We start from the raw sequence: 17,539 nt of genomic DNA on the forward strand, positions 1-17,539 counted from the left end.
GGACGCCCGCCGCGCTGTGGTCAGTCGCCGGCACGGACACGGACACGACACGGCGGGGCCGGCGCGAAGGGCACCGCGGGACGTTCCCTTGCGTTCACGGCGTCCGCCTTCCCTCGCCCCGCCCGGAGGTCACCGGCCGCAGAAAGCCTAAGCGGTCCGCGGGCCCGGGCCCCCTTTCCTCGAGTGGGGCTGCAGCGCTCCGCGAACCGGTGTCGACCTGCGCCTTCCGGGCCGCCGCCGGGAGCGCGGGCCGGCGCCGGTGCGCGGCGCCGACCAGGTAACGCCCCTGGACGGGATGGGTGGTGAACGTCCACACCCCGGCCGCGTCCCCCTCCTGCGGTGCGCCCGCCAGGACGACACGCCCCCGGTCGTCGTGGTCGAACCCGAAGGCGGAAGCGCGGCGGCGCAGCCCGTGCCCGAGCGCCTTGGCGTAGGCCTCCTTCAGGGTCCACAGCCACAGCAGCCGCGCCCGGCGCTCGCCCTCGGGCAGCGCGGCCAGCGCCGCGCGTTCCTCCGCGGTGCACAGCCGGCCGGGCGGCACGTCGAAGGAGACGTCACGGTCCGCGGGCTGCGCGTCCACGCCGATCGGACCGGTGCGGCTGACGCCGACGACGATCAGCTCACCGGTGTGCGCCAGGCTCACCTCCAGGTCTTCGCCCGCACCCCGCACCAGGGGCTGTCCGTCCGGCTCGTACCCCAGTTCCAGGCTGTCCACGGGAACGTTCAGTGCGGCGGCGGCGGAGTGCTTGACCACGAACCGCGAGATGGCGAACCGCATCCGGCCGGCCGCGGGCGCCGTCTGCCGGTAGCGCGGCCAGTCGCTTCCGAGCAGGGGCCGCAGCGCGGGGTCGAGGAGCACGGCCGCCAGCCACTGGCCCCACGTCGTGCAGACGACCGCCCGGCCGGCGTCGTCGAGCCGGTCGCCCACCTCGTCCCAGGGTCCTTCGGGACCGGCGATGTGCAGGGGCCCGTCGAGCGGATCAGGGGTGTACCGGGCGGGAACCATGGTCACGGCCTCCTTCTCGTGCTCATCGCGGACTCGCGGACTCGCGGACGTACGGATTCGCGGACGCGGGGCTCACCGCAGACGGCGGACGGCGCTCTGGGCGTGCCACCCGGCCAGGCGCAGCGTCTCGGTACCGGCCCGCCCCAGCCACGTCCGTACGTACCGGCGGGCCTCGACCAGGCCGGTCCCCGCACCCAGCACCTCCTCGACCGCCTCCTCCCGCAGCATCACCTGCCGGGCGCAGACGGCCCGTACGCCGCCCCCGTCCGGGACCAGCGACCACTCGCCGCTGTGTGCGGCGATCAGCCGGGACGTCGTCAGCTCCTTGTGGACGATCCGCGCGGCCGAGGGGAAGCACAGCCGCACCGACCGGGTGGTGAGCGTGCGTCCGCCGGGGGCGGCGCAGGTGTCCACCGTGGCCAGCTGCACGCCGGGCACGTCCTCGATCACGCGGGCCGACTCCACGTGCGCGACGCGCTCGGGCCAGTCCCCGATCCGGTAGAGGAAGTCGTAGACCAGCTCGGCGGGGCCGTCCACGTGCAGGCTGTCCTCGAAGGAGAGCAGCAGCTGGTCCAGGCGCTCCCAGCGCTCGGCGACCTCTTTGACGCGGGCGAGCTGTTCGGCCGGCTCCGCCTGCCACTCCTGCCGGCTGCGCCCGGTCTCGGCGGCGGGCAGCCCCTCCAGCGTGCGGTCCTGACGCAGCGTCAGCAGCGATTCCGTCTCGCCGAGCGCCTCGACCGTCCACACGCCGGTGGTGGGCACCCCGGGGCGGGCGGTGTCCTCCTGCTCGAACCCGACGGTCCTGGCATGCGGGTCCAGCACCCGGCGTACGTGGAAGGAACGGACCCTTTCGTCCCGCACGTCCCACAGCCGCAGCCGCTCCCGGACCCCGTCGAAGTCCATCCGCTCGACGTGGACGTACGAGGGCAGCAGGAGCGGCCAGCGGACGGCATCGGCCAGCAGCCCGTAGACCACGCCGGCCGGGGCGGCCACCCGCGCCGTCCGCTCGCTCGCGTGCACGCGCTGCGACGACATGAGACACACCCCCGCCCTGATCGTTCCTGCGATGCGATCCAGGCTGCACCAGGGGACTTGAGCCTTCCTCAACCCCCGACGGGCGAGGCCCCGCTGAGCCGGCCCGCCTGACCGGCCTGTCCCGCCACTCCCGTCTGTCCCGCCAGCCCTGCCTGTCCCGCCAGCCCTGCCTGTCCCGCCTGGGTGAGTGCGTCGGCCAGCACCCGCCAGATCTCGGCGGCGAGGTCGATGTTCGCGTCCTGCTGAGCCTGCTGCGCCAGGTCGCGCAGGCCCTGGATCCCGCAGGGGTCGCCACCGAGGATCAGCAGCTGATGACGCAGGATCTCCAGCCGTACCCGGCCGCGGTAGGTCATCCTCGACTGGTCGCCGGCCAGCGCGGCGAGCAGGGCGCGCGCGTCGTCGTACCGGCCGGTGGCGAAGGCCAGGTCGGCCTTGAGCGCGGTCAGATCCTGCCGCAGGGCCGGTGTGCCCACGAAGGCGAGAGCGGCCTCGGCCTCGGCGGCGCGGCGCTGGGCCTGCTCCGGATCGGCGGGCAGCTTCTGCAGGTGCAGCCGGGCCGTGGCCAGCCGCAGCCGGGTCCACAGGACCAGGTCCTCCTGGCTGCCGAACCGGTCGAGGGCATCGTCGAGGCAGGCCTGCGCGCCCGGGTAGTCGCCCTGGCGCATCCGGACGGCGGCGGCCGTCCACATGGCCTCGGCCCACAGCGCGTCGGCGCGGCCCTCGACGAGAACGGTCAGCTCGTCGGCGTGCACCCGCGCGTCGCCGACCCGGCCGGCCTCGGCCTGTACGGACACCAGCGCCAGCAGGGCGGCGGCCCGGTCCTCCACGCCCAACTCCTCACTCAGTGCGAGCCGGTGGGCCTCGACGGCGGCCTCCAGGGCCGGGTTGATCTCACCGACGGACCGCAGGCAGCGGGCGAGGCGGGTCAGGCCCCGTACGCGCAGCTCGCACACGCCCACTTCCTCACCGAGCCCGACCAGCCGCGTGAGCCGCTCCAGTTCCAGCGCGTGGTCGCCCTGGACGCGGGCGGCCTGGGCGAGGAGCCACAGCGCCTGCCAGCGCAGTACCGGGCTCTCGTGGCCCTCGGCGGTCAGCGCCTGGCGCAGAGCCTCGACGGCGTCGGGGGAGCCGGTGGACGCCGCGAGGGTGAGCGCATGGGCCAGCGAGCCGGTGGCCGGCTCCTCGAAGTCGGCCGCCTCCAGGCCCAGCCGGCCCGCCAGGTACCCCACGGCCCGCTCGGTCGGCTGGCGTGCGCCCGACTCCAGGCGGGAGAGATAACCGGTGGACATGCCCTCGCCGGCCAGCGCCGTCTGGGACAGGCCCTGGGCCATCCGGAGCTTTCTCAGGCGGTGTCCGAACGCGGGCTGTCGCAGCATGAGCATCCCTGAGGTCGCGGGCAAGAAATCTGTCGGGAACCGCCAACGAGCGTAGGACGCCCGGCAATACGCGGGCAAACCTTTGCCAGGGGTTCGCGACGGCTCTCATGCGCACGTCATGCGTTCCTCGAGCGTTCCTCGATCCGGCCGAGGCAGACTCTCCAGAACCCGGCCCCGGCACCCGGCCGGAGCCCCGCTCTTCCCGCATTCAGCGCCTTGGAGTCGACGATGAGGCCATCGGTGTGCGCATCCCGCGCGTCCTGGACGCCCGCAGCCCACACCACCCTCGCGGCCCCCGCCCGCCGGCCCGCCGAACCGGCCGGGAAGACCCGCCCGGACGACGACATCGGCTGGCCGAAGAGATAGCCCGGCCATCAGGCCCGCCCGCCGCCGAACACCTCCTCGACCAGCCTCTCCTGCGCCTTCTGGAACACCCCTGCCAGGGACATCGCCGCGTCGTCCACATAGTTCAGCGCGGCGGTCAGGGTCCTGCTGGCGTCGGGCGTGCTGTACATCAACGCCGCGTGTCCCGCCGCGCCGCCGTTGTGGAAGAGGACGGTGGTGCCGTCTTCGCCCACCTCCTGCACCCGCAACCCCAGGCCGAATCCGCTCTGGGCGTGCGGCGTGCGCATCTCGGCCAGCAGCGGAGCCGGCAGGAGCCTGCCGCCCGTCAGCGCCGAGATGAAGGTGTGCAGGTCCCGGGTGGTCGAGATCATGTCCCCGCCGGCGGAGATCCAGGAGGGGTTGTGGCGGCTGACGTCGACCGTCGTCTGCCGGCCGGCGTCCTCGTACCGGTAGTAGGCGCGGGCGTACGGCTCGGGGAGCTCCGGCGAGGTGCCCGGCACCACGGTGCCCGACAGACCGAGCGGCCCCAGGATCCGCTCCTGCGTCTCCTCGGCGCACGAGCGGCCGGTGATGTTCTCGATCAGCAGCCTGGCCAGCACGTAGTTGGTGTTGGAGTAGCTCCAGCCCGTCCCCGGCTCGAACCGCGCCGGCTTCGACAGCGACAGCCGCACCAGCTCCTCGGGCCGGTAGGTCCGGAACCGGCCCTCCACCCACTCCCGGCCCGAGATCGTGGAGGGGATCCCGTGCGCGACCGTCCCGTCCTCCAGGAGCTCGCCGGTGTGGTTGAACACCCCGCTGGTGTGCTGCAGCAGCATCCGCACCGTGATCCGCCGGTCCAGCCCGAACTCCGGCAGGCAGTCGGCCGCCGGGGTGTCCAGTGCGATCCTGCCTTCGGCCACCAGTTGCAGCACCACGGTCGCGGTGAAGGTCTTGGTGTTGCTGCCGATCCGCACGTGCCCGTCGACCGGCGGCCCGGCGCTCTCGCCCAGCCCGGCCACCCCGGCGCTGCCGGCCCATGCGCCCCGCTCGTCGTGCACGCGCAGCTGCACTCCGGTGATACCGGAGTCGACGATCTCCCGGACGGCCTTCCGCAGTTCCGGGCGGTCCGGTACGGCGGCGGAGTTCTTCGTGGTGGGGAGGGATTCGCTCATGGTCATTCCTCGGTCTCGCGATGGGCAGGTGTGCGGCGCGCCCCGTATGCGAGGCGGCCGTGCGATGAGCGTGCACCCTGACCCAAGGTCAAGGTCAATCTCCTTCGCAGGCATGGGCTGACCGGATGCGCGCTACCCTCGGCCCTGGTTCGCGAGACCGCGGCCGTCCACGACCTGGAGGTGTGCCGAGCCGATGGCAGACGGGCTCACGATCGGTCAGGCGGCGGCGTTCGCCGGCGTCACGGTCAAGACGGTGCGGCACTATCACCGGCTCGGCCTGGTCCCCGAGCCGCAACGTGACGGTTCCGGCTACCGGCGTTACGGGTCGGCCGACTTGCTCCGGATGGTCCAGGTGCGGACCCTGGCCGGGGCCGGTGTGCCGCTGGCCGAGATCGGTGACCTGCTCGACGCCGATCCCGAGCGGTTCGCCGCCGCCCTGGACGACGTCCACCGCCGGCTCACCGAACGGATCGAGGACCTGAGCGCGCGCCGCGACACCCTGCACCGGCTCACCCATGGCGACCGGGTCCTGCTGCCCGACCGGGCCTGCACGGTCCTGGACCGGCTCTCCGAACTCGGCTTCAGCCCCGACTACCTGGCCGGTCAGCGGGAGGCCATGGTGCTGGCCCGCGCTGGTTCCGGAGATCTTCGACAGCTTCCTGGCCCGCCTGAAACACTTCCTCGACGATCCCGAGCACGTCGAGCTGACCAAGCGCGGCTGGGATGCGAGGTCCTGGGATCCGGACGACCCGCGGATCGGGGAGCTGGCGTCCGCACTGGCCGACAAGCTGCTGACCCACCGCGCGCTGCTGGCGGCGCCGGCCGGGTTCCACAACCGGCCCGACGCCGTCTCCCGGTACGAACTGGTCAACCACCACCGGGAAGACCAGGCACCGTCCATCGCCCGGTTGAACACCCTGGTCGAGGCGAACCTGCGCGCAGCCGGCATCGACATCCCGCGTCAGTGACGGCCCGCACGCCTGCCGCCGGTCAGCGCAGCCGGCGAGGCACCCGGCCCGCCGGCATCCTCCGCCCGTTCGCGGCGGCGGGTGACCCACAGCACGGCCGTCGCGTAGAGAAGCACCGTGGGGACGTCGATGGCCATGGCCACCCAGTCCATGTCGGCGGCGGTCTCCTGTGAGGCGAACGCGCCGGCGAACGCGGCCGAGATGCTCATCCCCACCAGGTTGTTGAGGACGTGCAGGGCGATGGCGGCTTCCAGCCCGCCCGTACGCATGGTCAGCCAGCCCGTCACCACCCCGAAGACGACGAGATCGGCGAAGCCCCAGGCGGTGCCCCACCCGTGGACCGCGGCGAAGAGCAGGGCCTGCGGGGCGATCGCCACCCACGGTGAGCGGCACCACGCGCCGACCGCCTGCAGCAGCCAGCCGCGGAACAGGTACTCCTCGGCCGCGGCCTGGAACGGCACCAGGACCCACACCGTCGCAAGACCGGTGAGGAACGTCGAGGTGCCCGCCCACACCAGGTCCTCGCCCTCGCCCGCCGGGCTCGGTACCAGCACCTGAACCGCGACCATGAGCAGGACCAGGGGCAGGGCCAGCCCGAGGCAGGTGGCCAGCCGGCGCCCGCGGAGCCGGCCGTCGACCGACGACACGGTCCCCGGCGGGCGGTGTTGCGCGCAGTACGCGGCAAGCAGCACGACGGGGGTCACCAGGGCTATGGACAGCAGTGCCAGCGCGGTGTCGCCGAGGTCGCCCCAGACGGCCATGCCGTCCGAGTCGAGGGGGCGGCTCGCGACCCTCCCCACGATCTCGGCGCCGAGGAACAGCGCCGACATCAGCACGACGGCCCCGAGGAGCACCATCGCCGTTCCGGCCAGCGGTCGCCACCAGCTGTGATACCCGGTCGCCAAGGCCAGCCGGTGAAACGGCAGGGCGCGGGAGGGCCCGGGGCCGACGGGAGACGCCAGTGCCGGGCCGGGGGCCGTCGTGTCATTGGTCATGGCACAAGGATTCGTCACCGCACCAGGAATCCCGCAGTCCGCCAGCTGATTGTCGCCACGGACCACGACCGTGCTCAGCCCTGGGATGCGCGACAGGAATCCAGCCCTGGGACGGTCAGGCCTCGCCGTCGTGGTCGTGCAGGCGCTGGTCGAGATCGCTCACCCAGTGCCGGGCCCAGGCGCGCAGTTCAGCCGTCTCCTCCTCAATGAGGCCGTACGCGGTGCATTCCTCGTCGTCGGCCCAGTCCGCGCCGGCGAGGCGGTCGCGGAGGTCGTGGAGGCGGAATTCGTCCCGGCCGTGCCGCTCGCCGAGGCGCTCCAGCCCATGGGCCGTGCGTACTCGGTCTGGGCGGGCGGCGTCCAGAAGTGCTCCTTGAGGACGTGGTCTGAGGGGCAGTGGTCCGTCACAGACCGGTCAAAGCCGCTGCGCAGCCCACCGGGCCCCGGCACAGTGGCGCGATGCGCACACACCACACCGTCACCCTGCTCGCCGCCATCGGATGCCTCGCCCTCGCCGGGTGCGACCCGCAGGCCGCCGACACCAGCAGCAGCCCGTCGCCCGCCGCGCCCCCCGCTGCCACGACGGCCGCGCCCGCCCCGGCCGGCAGCGCTCCTGTGCCGCCGAAGGCGGGAAAGCCGGCGGCCGTCGTGCCCGACTTCGCCGGCCAGGTCCTCCAGAGCGCCCAAAACAACGCGCAGGCCGCAGGGTTCTACCTGCTCTCCTCGCACGACGCGCTCGGCAAGAACCGTCACCAGGTCCTCGACCGGAACTGGAAGGTCTGCACGCAGACCCCGGCCGCCGGCACGGCCACCGCCACCGACACGAAGATCGACTTCGGCACGGTGAAGAACGAAGAGTCCTGCCCCTAGCAAGAGTGCCCGCGCAGCAGGGGAGGGGAGCCGGGCTCAGACGGCGTACAGGTCGAAGGTCGACCCCCGCTTCGGCCCCGCCTGCACGTCCAGCGCCGGGTCGACGGCCAGCATGGCCTGGTGCAGGCGCTGGAGTTGGGGCGACGGCTCCACTCCGAGGTCCTCGATCAGCCGGCCGCGCAGCCGCCGGTACACGTCCAGGGCCGTCGCCTGCCGGCCCGACCGGTACAGCGCCACCATCGCCTGCGAGTGCAGCCCCTCGTGCTGCGGATGCCGGGCGATCAGCTCCGTGAGCTCGGCCAGCAGCTCCGTGTGCCGGCCCAGCCGCAGATCCACGTCGATCCGCCGCTCCACGGTGACCAGCCGGCTCTCCTCCAGCCGCATCACCTCGATCTCCAGGATCGGGCCCACCCGTACGTCGACCAGCGCGGGCCCCTGCCACAGCGCGAGCGCCGCGCGCAGCATGGACGCCGCGCTCTCGTCGTCGCCCTGCTCGAAGTCGCTCTGGCCGCGGGCCACGAGGCCCTCGTACTCGTGCACGTCCACCGCCTCCGGCGGGATCTGCAGCAGGTACCCGCCGTGCCGCGTGACGAGGACCTCTTTCGCGCCAGCGGCGCCCCCCGCACCTCCGCCCGGTCCCATGGCGGTACCCAGCCGCCGGCGCAGCTGGAGTATGTACGTCTGCAGGGTCGTGAGCGCGCTCTGCGGCAGGTTGGTGCCCCAGAGCTCCTCCATGAGCGTGGGCACCGGCATCACCCGGCCCGGGTAGAGGGCGAGGAGCGTGAGGATCTGCCGCGGCTTGCGTGCGGTCGGAACGATCGAACCCCCGTTGACCTCGGCACTCAACGGACCCAGCACCTGAATCTTCACCGTCTCCTCCGCACGTCGTCGAGTCCCTCGTTGTTCGGCCTCCGACTCGGGGCACGGTAGCGGTCCCTGAACGATGTCACCGGATCCTCAAGCTCCCTTCGAGCCCCTCTCCAAGCCCCGCCCCGCAGCCGTGAAACCACGGCCGTACCAGGCGGAACACCGCACGAACAGTCCCCGAGAGCGCTCCCCGGGCGTCCGGAAACATCCCCCGGACCGCACCCGCACCGGCCGCAGCCGTGCACCCGCCCGAAATCCCGAACCCGAATCCGGACCCGAACCCGAATCTGGACCCGAAGACGTCCCGGCAGCGCCCGCCGGAGGGGGGACGGCCCGGCACGCCCCACGCCCGAGCGGGCAACTCCCTTACTGAGTCAGCCCTTTGGTGCCTGCGCGAGCTGCACGCCCGCCGCGGCGCCCCCGCTGCCGGCCGGCGCGCCACCGCGCGCCCGCGCCCGGTACTCCCCAACCCTCGCGCCGTCCACGAGGCCCGGCAGCAGCAGGGCCCACATCGCCGCCACCTTCCGCCGCAGCTCCCGGTACGGCATCCCGGTACCGGACAGGACCTCGATCCCGCACGCCGCAGCCGTCACCAGCGCCTCCGCGCCCTCCCACCCGCGCTCCGCCGCCGGCAGTTCACCCGCGTCCCTCGCCAGCCGGAGCAGCGTACGGACCGCCGAGATCCACGCCGCGTGGAAGTCCACCACCGCCGGCCGCGCCCCGGCCGGCCCCCGGGGCCCCGCCCCGCACTCCTTGGTGATCCGGAAGCTCGCCGGGATCGCCGGATCCTCGTGCAGCGTCGCGGCCAGCCAGTGCGTGATGTCGATCAGCGCCTGCAGCGGCGAGGCCCCCGACTCGCGCAGGGCCCGTACCTCGTCGTGCAGCAGCGTGTGTCCCCGCTGCTGCACGGCCTCTGCCAGCTCGTCCTTGGAGGCGAAGTGGAAGTACAGCGCCCCCTTCGTCACCCCGGCCGCGCCCGCGATCTCCTCCAGCGTCGCGTTCGCGTAGCCGTTGCGGTGGAACATCTCGGCCGCGGCACGGACCAGCCGTCTGCGGGTTCGCTCCGACCTCTCCTGCACCGAGCCGTCCCCTCTCGCCGCCGCCGACGGAGCCCCCCGCACCCCGAAGGCCCCTGACAGGCCGGAGAACGGCGGCCCCGAAGGCCTCAGAGACCTCACACACCTCAGACCCGTACGAGCCGGTCGCCCCCGGGCTCGACCCCGGGCTCGGAGAGGCTCTCGGGACCCGCCATCAGGATCGAGCGCTGCAGGCGCCGCAGCGCCACGGACGGCTCCAGCCCCAGCTCGCGCACCAGCGTCCCCCGCAGCCGCTGGTAGACGTCCAGCGCCTCGCCGCGCCGGCCCGAGCGGTGCAGGGCGAGCATGAACTGGCCGTGCAGGTTCTCGTGCGTGCGGTACCGGCTCGCCAGCACGGTCAGTTCGGCCAGCAGCTCCCGGTGCCGGCCCAGCCGCAGGTCCGCCTCGATCCGCTGGTCGAGGGCGCACAGCCGCGTCTCCTCCAGCCGTCTGGCCTCCATGTCCAGCTGGACCCCGCTCTGCACGTCGGCGAAGGCGGGCCCGCTCCACAGGGCCAGCGCCTCGCGCAGCAGCCGCGCCGCGGCGGGGAAGTCACCCGCGTCCATGGCGCGGTAGCCGCTCCCGGCGAGCCGGTCGAACTCCCGCACGTCCAGAACTCCGCCGCCGCTGCTCAGCAGATAGCCGCCCGGCAGGGTGACGAGTATGTCCTTCGCGGTCCGCACGCCCGCGCCGCGATCCGTACCGGGAACCGTGGCGGGATCCGCAGCGGCCTCCGCGCCGTCGGCCGCGCCCCGCTCCAGAGCGGTCGCGATGAGGGCACGTAACTGCAGGACGTACGTCTGGAGCGTCGTCCGGGCGCTGCGCGGCGGTTCGCCCGCCCACAGCTCCTCGATCAGCGCCGATACGGGCACCACCTGATCGGCATGGAGGGCCAGGAGCGCCAGGACCTGCCGGGGCTTGGGGGCGGTCGGCGTGATGGAGATCCCGTTCTCCCGCACAGCCAACGCGCCCAGTACATCGATGTCCACGCCGTACTCCCCTGTCCTTGGATGAGTCGCACAGCCAGTAGAAAACAGGACCGACGGTTTGTCAATATCAAACCGGTTGTGCTGTTTTGGAGACGGAAACATCCTGACTGCCCATCAAAAACCCGCTCCTGCCTGGGAGTTCAGTCGACCACTGACAGCCTGGACCGGCCCCCGCGCCCCTTGGCCACCCCCGGCTGGGACCCCGGAATCGACTCCCACGGCCCTCTAAACAGACCATTCAGTCTGGTATGGAGTCCCGTTGGGCGGCAGAACCATGGCCTCCCGGCCCATCCGCCCCGTCCGGTCCTCCCAGCCCTCCCGACCCTTCCGGCGCAAGCCCGCCCAGCGTCCCGTCGGCCGCGAGCCGGGGGAGTGCCAGCGTCCAGAACCGGGTGAGGGCGTGGGGTGCGAGCCAGTCCCGTTCGCGGGCTCCCAGGGCCTCCAGCCCCGCGGTGGAGGCCACCACCACGCTCGCCGCGTCCTGCGGGGCGAGCCCCTCGGCCAGCGCGCCGTGCCGCGCCGCGGCCCGCGTGACCGCCTCGACCCACAGGCGCCACTGACGCCGCAGGTCGATCTCGCTCCTGCGCGAGACGTCCGCGCACAGCCCGAAGGCGGCCCGTACCACCACGTCCGACGCCAGCAGGGCCATCAGGGAGTGGGAGGAATCCACCAGCACCTGCAGGGCGTTGCCGTCCACCGCCCCGGACGGGGCCACCACGGCCCCCCACCTCTCGGTGGTGACGCGCCGCAGCGCCTGCGACGCCCGGTCCTCGACGGCCCGGGCGAGCGCGGTCTTGCTCTCGAAGTGGAAGTGCAGCCCGCCGGCGCTCACGCCGGCCCGTCGGCTGATCGCCGCGATCGACGCGGTGACGAACCCCTGCTCGGCGAAGACCTCCGCAGCGGCACGGATCAGAGTTTCTCGCGTGCGGGCCGCACGCTCCTGCTTGGCCATGGAGTCTCCACAAACCGTCAATGCGGTTTGCCCAGGGGGTACAAGATCGTGACGCCCACCGTCTGCGGCCGCACCGGAGCGCAGCTCGTGTCCCGCTGGAGCCGACGCGCACCAACCCGCCCTCCGGCCGGACCTCCAGAGCCGTATACCCCGCCCCGCACGTCCTCACCGCGCGCCGGACGCGTCGGCCTCAGGGCAGCGCCGGCTCGGGTTCCTGCGCCGGGCCGGCCGCGATCCCCATCTCCACGGTCACCCGCCGCCCCCGGTCGGGGCCCATCTCCAGCCGCGCGAGCACCGCCGGCGTGGCGATGGACGGGTAGATGTGCTGGTAGACGGCGGCCACCCGCTGTTCGAGGTCCGTCCGGTCGTTGAGGGTCTGGGAGAAGATCTGGGCGCCCGTCCAGCAGGCGGAAAGGATCCAGGCCGTCTCGGCGGGATCGACGTGCGGGAGCAGTTCGCCCTGCTCCTTGGCCTCGCAGAGCAGCGCGCGCGTGAACTCGATCCAGCCCGGCACGGACCCTCCGCCGAAGATGTCGCGCATGCCCGGGCCCAGGGAGAGCCGGGCCCCCGCGCTGAGCATCGGCTCGTGCTTCATGCGGTACGCCAACACCAGCGCGACATCGACGAGTTCCTGGAGCTTGCTCTCGCGGTGGGGCACCCCGCCCTCGGCGAACTGCTCCTCGAGCACCCCCTGGGCCAGCTCCTGCTTGGAGGAGAAGTGGAAGTACAGGGCGCCCTTGGTGACCCCCGCCCGGGCGAGGATGTCGGCGATGGTGGCCGCGTCGTATCCGCGCTCGTCGAAGACCGCCGCCGCCGCTTCCAAGATCGCGCGACGCGTACGTACCGCACGCTCTTGCCGTGCCACGGTGCCTCCGTTGTCCAGGGGTTGTGCCAGCCGGACCCCCTGACAGGATCCGCCACCCCATCAAAACCAACCAGAAGGTCCGTATTTTAGTCAAGCACGTCTGTCCAGCCGGGCATCACAATCCGTCACCTCTCCACCAAAACCCCACGCCCCCTTCCGCCACTTGCTTCCCCTCCGCCTCACATACCCCTGTTCTCGGCCCCCAGCACCACCGGCAGCTCCTGCAGCCCGTTGGAGATGAACGAGGCCACCCGCGGCAGCTCCCCGCTCCCCGCGGCCGCCAGCACCGGCTCCGGGAACCTCTCGAAGAAGCGCTGCACGGCGATCGCGCACTCGGTCCGTGCCAGGGTCGCGCCCAGGCAGTAGTGCGTCCCGAAACCGAAGGACAGGTGCTGTCCACGGGTCGCGCGCGTGACGTCGAACCGCTCCGCACCGGCCCCGTGCAGCAGGGGATCGCGCCCGACCGAGCCGAACGACACCAGGATCGGGTCCCCCTGCGGGATCACCACCCCCTCGCCCATGTCGATGTCCTCCACCGCGAACCGCAGCAGCCCGTACGAGGCCGGCGGCTCGATCCGCAGCGCCTCCTCGACCACGTCCTCCCAGGAGGCGAGCCCCTCGCGCACCAGCTTCAACTGGTCCGGATGGCGCAGCAGTTCGTGCAGGGCGGTGCAGATGAGGTTGACGGTGGTCTCGTACCCGGCCGTGAAGAGCAGGATCAGGTTGTCGACCAGCTCCTTCTCGCTGAGCCGCACCCCGTCCTCCTCGCCGTCCGAGTCCCGGGCGGCGATCAGCACGCTGGTGATGTCGTCGCCCGGGTGCGCCCGCCGGTACGCGACCACGTCGGCCATCGTCACTTCCATGTCCGCCGCGTTCTGCTGCGCCGCCTCGACCGTGGTCGTCGTGTCGAAGAAGCCTCTGATGATCTTGTGCAGAGGTGCCCACGACCGCTCCGGGATCCCGAACAGCTCGAAGACCATCCGGGTCGGCAGTTCGTGCGCGAACCCCGCCCGCAGATCGACCACCCGGCCCGGCGGCAGCGCGGCCAGCCCGTCCAGCAGCCCGTCCACGACCTCCTCGATCCTCGGCCGCAGGGCGGCGACGCGCCGCGAGGTGAACGCGGCGGCGACCGGCTTGCGCAGGCGCGTGTGCTCCTCGCCGTAGGCGGTGATCATGTTCTGCACCGAGACCCAGATCGCCAGCGGCCACTCGGCGCCGACCTCTGCGTCGATCCACGCCGGCCAGTGCCGGTACGCGTCCTTCGACACCCTCGGGTCCACGAGCAGCCTGCGGATGTCGGCGTGCCGGTTGACGGCCCAGCCCCTCACCCCGCCGGGCAGCAGCACCTGTGTCGCCGGCGCCTGCTCCCGGATGCGCGCCGCCTCGGCGTGCACGTCCGCTCCGGAGAGGTCGATCGCTATGGGGCACTGACGGGTCATCTGACGGCTCTCCCGGATGGTGGCGAACATCGGTCACAGGGTGCAGCGAGCTGCCGACACCCTGCGTTCAAAAACCATCCATCCGGTTCTTTTGATGACCGGCGGCGGCCCCGATTCTGGCATTGCTCCGCCCCGCCTGCCAATGGTTTGCAAGGCATGCCTCATCGCATGACGACCACTCAAGAACAACTCGCGCGCCGCTCGTTGAACACCGCGTGACGATGCCCCGCCGGACCGGCGCATATGACCGGAAGGCCCTCTCCCACTTGGGCCGTGATCCCTCACATCACGGCCGACGGCCGCCATCCTGATATTCGCTGGTCGACGTCACGGCGCCCCCGCACCACCCTCCACGGCCACCCCCGCCACCGGTGCGCGAGCGACATTCACTCTCCTTCCGCACCTTGCAAACAAAACCGGAGAGTACGTATCTTGCGTCTCGCGTACGCACCCCGTCCCATCCGTCAAACGGCTCTGCGGGAGAGGTCCCATGACCATGCTGACGATCCGGAACAACGCTCCCGCCCTCCCGCTCGCGGGAGCGGGAGACCCCTGGACGCGCTGCAACGAGGCCCCGGTGCTGACCACCACGGTGCCCAGGGAGTACGTCCACCGCAGTTCACTGGCCGAGGTCTTCCTCACCGGCTGCGAGCGCATCGGCGACGACACCTTCTCCCTCACCGGGCAGTGGCCCCGCGCCCACACCTTCTTCACCAGCGCCGACGGCGGCGGCCACGACCCGGTACAGGCCGGCGAGACCATCAGACAGACGGGGCTCTACCTCTGCCACGCCGTCTACGGAGTCCCCCTCGGCCACAACGTCCTCCTCTGGAGCCTGGACTTCACCTCCCGCCCCGAGCAGCTGCGCATAGGCCGCCGGCCGAGCGAACTCGACATGACCGCCACCTGCACGGACTTCACCTGGAAGGGCAGCCGCTTCTCCGGCTTCCTCCAGGTCGACATCCACCGCAACGGGGAACTCGCCGCCTCCGGCACCGCCCGCTTCACCTGCGTCGCCCCCGCCACCTACCGCCGGCTGCGCGGCGACCGCGGCCACGCCGGCTTGGCGCGACCGCTGCCCCGCCGCACGCCCGTGCCCGCCGCCTCCGCCGGCCGGCTGGCCCCCTTCGACGTGGTCCTCGCACCCGCCGACCGCCCCGGCCGCTGGCTGCTCAACCCCGACCTCGACCACCCGATCCTCTTCGAGCACGCGAACGACCACCACCCCGGCATGGTCCTGGTCGAGGCCGCCCGCCAGGCCGCCTGCGGGCTCCACCGCCCCGGCGCGTTCACCCCCACCGGCCTGTCCACCGAGTTCCACCAGTACGCCGAACTGGACGCCCCCTGCTGGGTGGACGCCGCCCTCCTCGCACCCGGCCGCGTCGAGGTCACCGGCCACCAGGAGGGCCGCACCGTCTTCACCTCGACGGTCACCGGCGCGGCCCAGGACCGGCCCGGCCCGCACCCCCTGCGGTGACGCCCACCCACGCCCGCGACCCCGCTCCCACCGCCCCCGCAACCCCTCCGGGTCAGCGGCCGCGCATCCGCTCCTCACCGCGGTACCAGTCGGCGTACTGACCGAACGCCTGCGAGAACCGCGCCCCCGGGGACGCCGCCAGCTGCCCCCACAACCGCCCACTGCCGTACCAGTGGTCCACCGCGAACAGCGACACCTGCCGCCGCACCACCGGATCGGGACCCTCCGGGCCTCCCAGCAACTCCAGCGCCCCGGACAGGTCCACCTCCCCCCTCGGCAGCGGCAGCCCCAGCTCCCGCGCCACCGTCCCCACCAGCTCCCGCGCGGTCACCGGCTCGGGATGCCCCGCATGCAGCACACCCCGTACGCCCTCCTCCCGTACGGCCAGCTCCGCGATCGCACCCGCCAGCGCGTCCACCGACACCATGGACATCCGGGCCCGCCCGCCGTCCACCCAGTGCGGCAACCGCGCGAGCAGCCGCACCAGCGACGGCACCACCCAGCGGTCCCCCCGCCCGTACACCAGATGGGGACGCACCACCGCCCCGCCCGCCGCCAGCACCATCCGCTCACCGACGAGCCGGGTCACACTGGTCACCGACCCCGGCTCCTCGGCGAGCTCCCCTTCCACCTCACCCCGGTGCGCCCCGTCCCGGTACACGGCCGCCGTCCCCAACTGCACGATCCGCCGCACCCCGGCCCGCTCCGCCTCGGCCAGCAGCGCCCGCGTCCCTTCCACGTTGACGGCCCGGCACTCCTCTTCCGCGCCCCCGATCCGCGCCGCGAGATGCAGCACGGCGCCGACACCGTCACACAGCCCGCGCACCGACCCGGCGTGCGCGAGGTCCCCCCGTACGCCTTCCACGCCCGCTCCTGACGGCACATCGGCCCGGTGCGCCAACACCCGTACGCGCACCCCTTCTTGCACCAGACGCTCCACCACCGCGGAACCGACGAACCCGGTGGCGCCGGTCACCAGCACGACTCTTCCTGTCATCACGCCCTCCATCCCCTCGTGTTACGGTCGCGCGATGACCCGGGAGACCAGCAACTCTTTGATGGCGGGCAGATCGGCGCTGATCACGGGCGCGAGCGCGGGCATCGGCGCGGCCGCCGCACGCGTATTCTGCCGCGAAGGCGCCTCGGTGACCCTGGTGGCCCGCCGCGAACCCCAACTCGCGGCCCTCACAAGGGAATTGCTCGCCGACGGCCACCAGGCCCAGTACGTGGTCGCCGACGTCTCCCGCACCGAGGACGTGGCCCGCGCCGTCGAGGCGGCCGTGGCCGCCTACGGCCGCCTCGACGCCGCCTTCAACAACGCCGGCATCGGCGCGACCCCCCAGCCCATGCACCTGCTGGACGAGGACGCGTACGACACCGTGATGGACACCAACGTCCGCGGCGTCTGGAACTGCATGCGCCACGAGATCCGCGCCATGCTCGCGGGCGGCGGCGGCTCGATCGTGAACAACAGCAGCACCGCCGGCCTGGTCGCCACCCCGGTGACGGCGACCTACATCGCCTCGAAGCACGCGGTCCTGGGCCTCACCAAGGCCGCCGCCTGCGAGTACGCCGCCCAGGGCATCCGCGTCAACGCCATCGCCCCGGGCTCCACCCGCAGCGAGATGATCGACAACTGGCTGCAGCAGAACCCGGCGATGGAAGAGGTCCTCCTGCGGTCGGCCCCCCTCCCGCGCATGGCGAGCCCGACGGAGATCGCGGAGGCGGCCGCCTGGCTCTGCAGCGACCGCGCGTCCTTCGTCCTGGGCGCGACCTTGTCCGTCGACGGCGGCTGGACCACACGCTAGCGGCCCCGGCCTGCAGTGCGTACGCCGTACGCGGGGGTGTGTGCGGCTCCCGGCCCGGCCGCCGGCCTGTCAAGCCCCGACTTCCCGGGCCGTGACCCGAGCCCCCGGCCCGGGGCGCAACGGAGTCACCGATGACACCACACCAGGGCGGCCCGCCCGCCGCATCCGCAGCCGAACGCCCCCACCCGCCTACGGAGCCCCTCCCATGAACGCCACCCGCACCGACATCTGGAGACGATCGGTCCCCGGCAACGGCGGAGAGGGCGGCATCGGCGTCTTCGGCTAGCGCCCGCACCCCTACGCCCTCCGTACACGACGCC

17 protein-coding genes and 1 pseudogene are annotated in these 17,539 nt (G+C 72.7%); 6 read left to right on the forward strand and 12 right to left on the reverse strand.

Annotation, left to right across the window (positions count from 1 at the left end; translation table 11 throughout):
* Window positions 1–94 precede the first annotated feature (94 nt).
* From RIU97_RS40730 to RIU97_RS40740, 3 genes are all read right to left on the reverse strand, one after another.
* A complete protein-coding gene (locus tag RIU97_RS40730; RefSeq protein ID WP_404963109.1) occupies window positions 95–1,006 on the reverse strand; it encodes a 4'-phosphopantetheinyl transferase family protein in 912 nt (303 codons plus the stop codon).
* 72 nt (window positions 1,007–1,078) lie between these two features.
* Complete coding sequence (locus RIU97_RS40735) at window positions 1,079–2,041, reverse strand: SRPBCC family protein (protein ID WP_404962544.1); 963 nt, start codon at window positions 2,039–2,041, stop codon at window positions 1,079–1,081.
* Window positions 2,042–2,109: 68 nt separating this feature from the next.
* Entirely contained in the window at window positions 2,110–3,423 is a 1,314-nt protein-coding gene (locus RIU97_RS40740) for a helix-turn-helix domain-containing protein (RefSeq protein ID WP_404962545.1), read from the reverse strand.
* Window positions 3,424–3,657: 234 nt separating this feature from the next.
* On the opposite strand from RIU97_RS40740, the gene RIU97_RS40745 reads away from it, so the two are divergent.
* Window positions 3,658–3,783 carry a hypothetical protein gene (locus RIU97_RS40745; protein WP_404962546.1) on the forward strand — a complete coding sequence of 42 codons (126 nt, stop codon included), beginning with the start codon at window positions 3,658–3,660 and terminating at the stop codon, window positions 3,781–3,783.
* 8 nt (window positions 3,784–3,791) lie between these two features.
* Here RIU97_RS40745 and RIU97_RS40750 read toward each other — a convergent pair whose 3' ends face one another.
* Window positions 3,792–4,913, reverse strand: coding sequence for a serine hydrolase domain-containing protein (locus tag RIU97_RS40750; protein ID WP_404962547.1), 1,122 nt, complete (start codon window positions 4,911–4,913; stop codon window positions 3,792–3,794).
* Between the two features lie 193 nt (window positions 4,914–5,106).
* On the opposite strand from RIU97_RS40750, the pseudogene RIU97_RS40755 reads away from it, so the two are divergent.
* Window positions 5,107–5,265, forward strand: a pseudogene (locus tag RIU97_RS40755) (MerR family DNA-binding transcriptional regulator); the annotation flags it as partial.
* A gap of 163 nt (window positions 5,266–5,428) precedes the next feature.
* The gene (locus RIU97_RS40760) at window positions 5,429–5,881 is read left to right on the forward strand and encodes a hypothetical protein (RefSeq protein WP_404963127.1); all 453 of its coding nucleotides are present in this window, start codon (window positions 5,429–5,431) and stop codon (window positions 5,879–5,881) included.
* On the opposite strand, the gene RIU97_RS40765 is transcribed toward RIU97_RS40760, so the two are convergent.
* Window positions 5,875–6,876, reverse strand: coding sequence for a CPBP family intramembrane glutamic endopeptidase (locus tag RIU97_RS40765; protein ID WP_404962548.1), 1,002 nt, complete (start codon window positions 6,874–6,876; stop codon window positions 5,875–5,877). The two genes, RIU97_RS40760 and RIU97_RS40765, sit on opposite strands and share 7 nt — an antisense overlap.
* A 459-nt stretch (window positions 6,877–7,335) precedes the next feature.
* Between RIU97_RS40765 and RIU97_RS40770 the strand changes: the two genes are divergently transcribed.
* Window positions 7,336–7,746 carry a hypothetical protein gene (locus tag RIU97_RS40770; protein ID WP_404962549.1) on the forward strand — a complete coding sequence of 137 codons (411 nt, stop codon included), beginning with the start codon at window positions 7,336–7,338 and terminating at the stop codon, window positions 7,744–7,746.
* Between the two features lie 36 nt (window positions 7,747–7,782).
* Here the strand turns inward: RIU97_RS40770 and RIU97_RS40775 are convergent, their stop codons facing one another.
* The 6 genes from RIU97_RS40775 to RIU97_RS40800 all read right to left on the reverse strand — a co-directional run bounded on the left by RIU97_RS40775 (window position 7,783) and on the right by RIU97_RS40800 (window position 13,964).
* On the reverse strand, window positions 7,783–8,616 hold the full coding sequence (locus RIU97_RS40775) for a BTAD domain-containing putative transcriptional regulator (RefSeq protein ID WP_404962550.1): 834 nt from the start codon (window positions 8,614–8,616) through the stop codon (window positions 7,783–7,785).
* Between the two features lie 371 nt (window positions 8,617–8,987).
* The gene (locus RIU97_RS40780) at window positions 8,988–9,692 is read right to left on the reverse strand and encodes a ScbR family autoregulator-binding transcription factor (RefSeq protein WP_404962551.1); all 705 of its coding nucleotides are present in this window, start codon (window positions 9,690–9,692) and stop codon (window positions 8,988–8,990) included.
* A gap of 104 nt (window positions 9,693–9,796) precedes the next feature.
* Entirely contained in the window at window positions 9,797–10,678 is an 882-nt protein-coding gene (locus tag RIU97_RS40785; protein WP_404962552.1) for a BTAD domain-containing putative transcriptional regulator, read from the reverse strand.
* 238 nt (window positions 10,679–10,916) lie between these two features.
* On the reverse strand, window positions 10,917–11,630 hold the full coding sequence (locus RIU97_RS40790; protein ID WP_404962553.1) for a ScbR family autoregulator-binding transcription factor: 714 nt from the start codon (window positions 11,628–11,630) through the stop codon (window positions 10,917–10,919).
* Between the two features lie 190 nt (window positions 11,631–11,820).
* Complete coding sequence (locus RIU97_RS40795; RefSeq protein WP_404962554.1) at window positions 11,821–12,495, reverse strand: ScbR family autoregulator-binding transcription factor; 675 nt, start codon at window positions 12,493–12,495, stop codon at window positions 11,821–11,823.
* 179 nt (window positions 12,496–12,674) lie between these two features.
* The gene (locus RIU97_RS40800; RefSeq protein WP_404962555.1) at window positions 12,675–13,964 is read right to left on the reverse strand and encodes a cytochrome P450; all 1,290 of its coding nucleotides are present in this window, start codon (window positions 13,962–13,964) and stop codon (window positions 12,675–12,677) included.
* 460 nt (window positions 13,965–14,424) lie between these two features.
* Between RIU97_RS40800 and RIU97_RS40805 the strand changes: the two genes are divergently transcribed.
* Window positions 14,425–15,411, forward strand: a complete 987-nt coding sequence (locus RIU97_RS40805; RefSeq protein ID WP_404962556.1) for a ScbA/BarX family gamma-butyrolactone biosynthesis protein — start codon at window positions 14,425–14,427, stop codon at window positions 15,409–15,411.
* A gap of 52 nt (window positions 15,412–15,463) precedes the next feature.
* Here the strand turns inward: RIU97_RS40805 and RIU97_RS40810 are convergent, their stop codons facing one another.
* A complete protein-coding gene (locus tag RIU97_RS40810) occupies window positions 15,464–16,408 on the reverse strand; it encodes an NAD-dependent epimerase/dehydratase family protein (protein ID WP_404962557.1) in 945 nt (314 codons plus the stop codon).
* A gap of 34 nt (window positions 16,409–16,442) precedes the next feature.
* Here RIU97_RS40810 and RIU97_RS40815 point away from each other — a divergent pair, with 34 nt between their 5' ends.
* Window positions 16,443–17,219 (forward strand): SDR family NAD(P)-dependent oxidoreductase, encoded by a 777-nt coding sequence (locus tag RIU97_RS40815; protein WP_404962558.1) that lies wholly within the window; start codon window positions 16,443–16,445, stop codon window positions 17,217–17,219.
* Window positions 17,220–17,539: the final 320 nt, after the last annotated feature.

It is taken from the genome of Streptomyces sp. 147326, from assembly GCF_045000215.1.
In the GTDB taxonomy this organism is placed as follows: domain Bacteria; phylum Actinomycetota; class Actinomycetes; order Streptomycetales; family Streptomycetaceae; genus Streptomyces.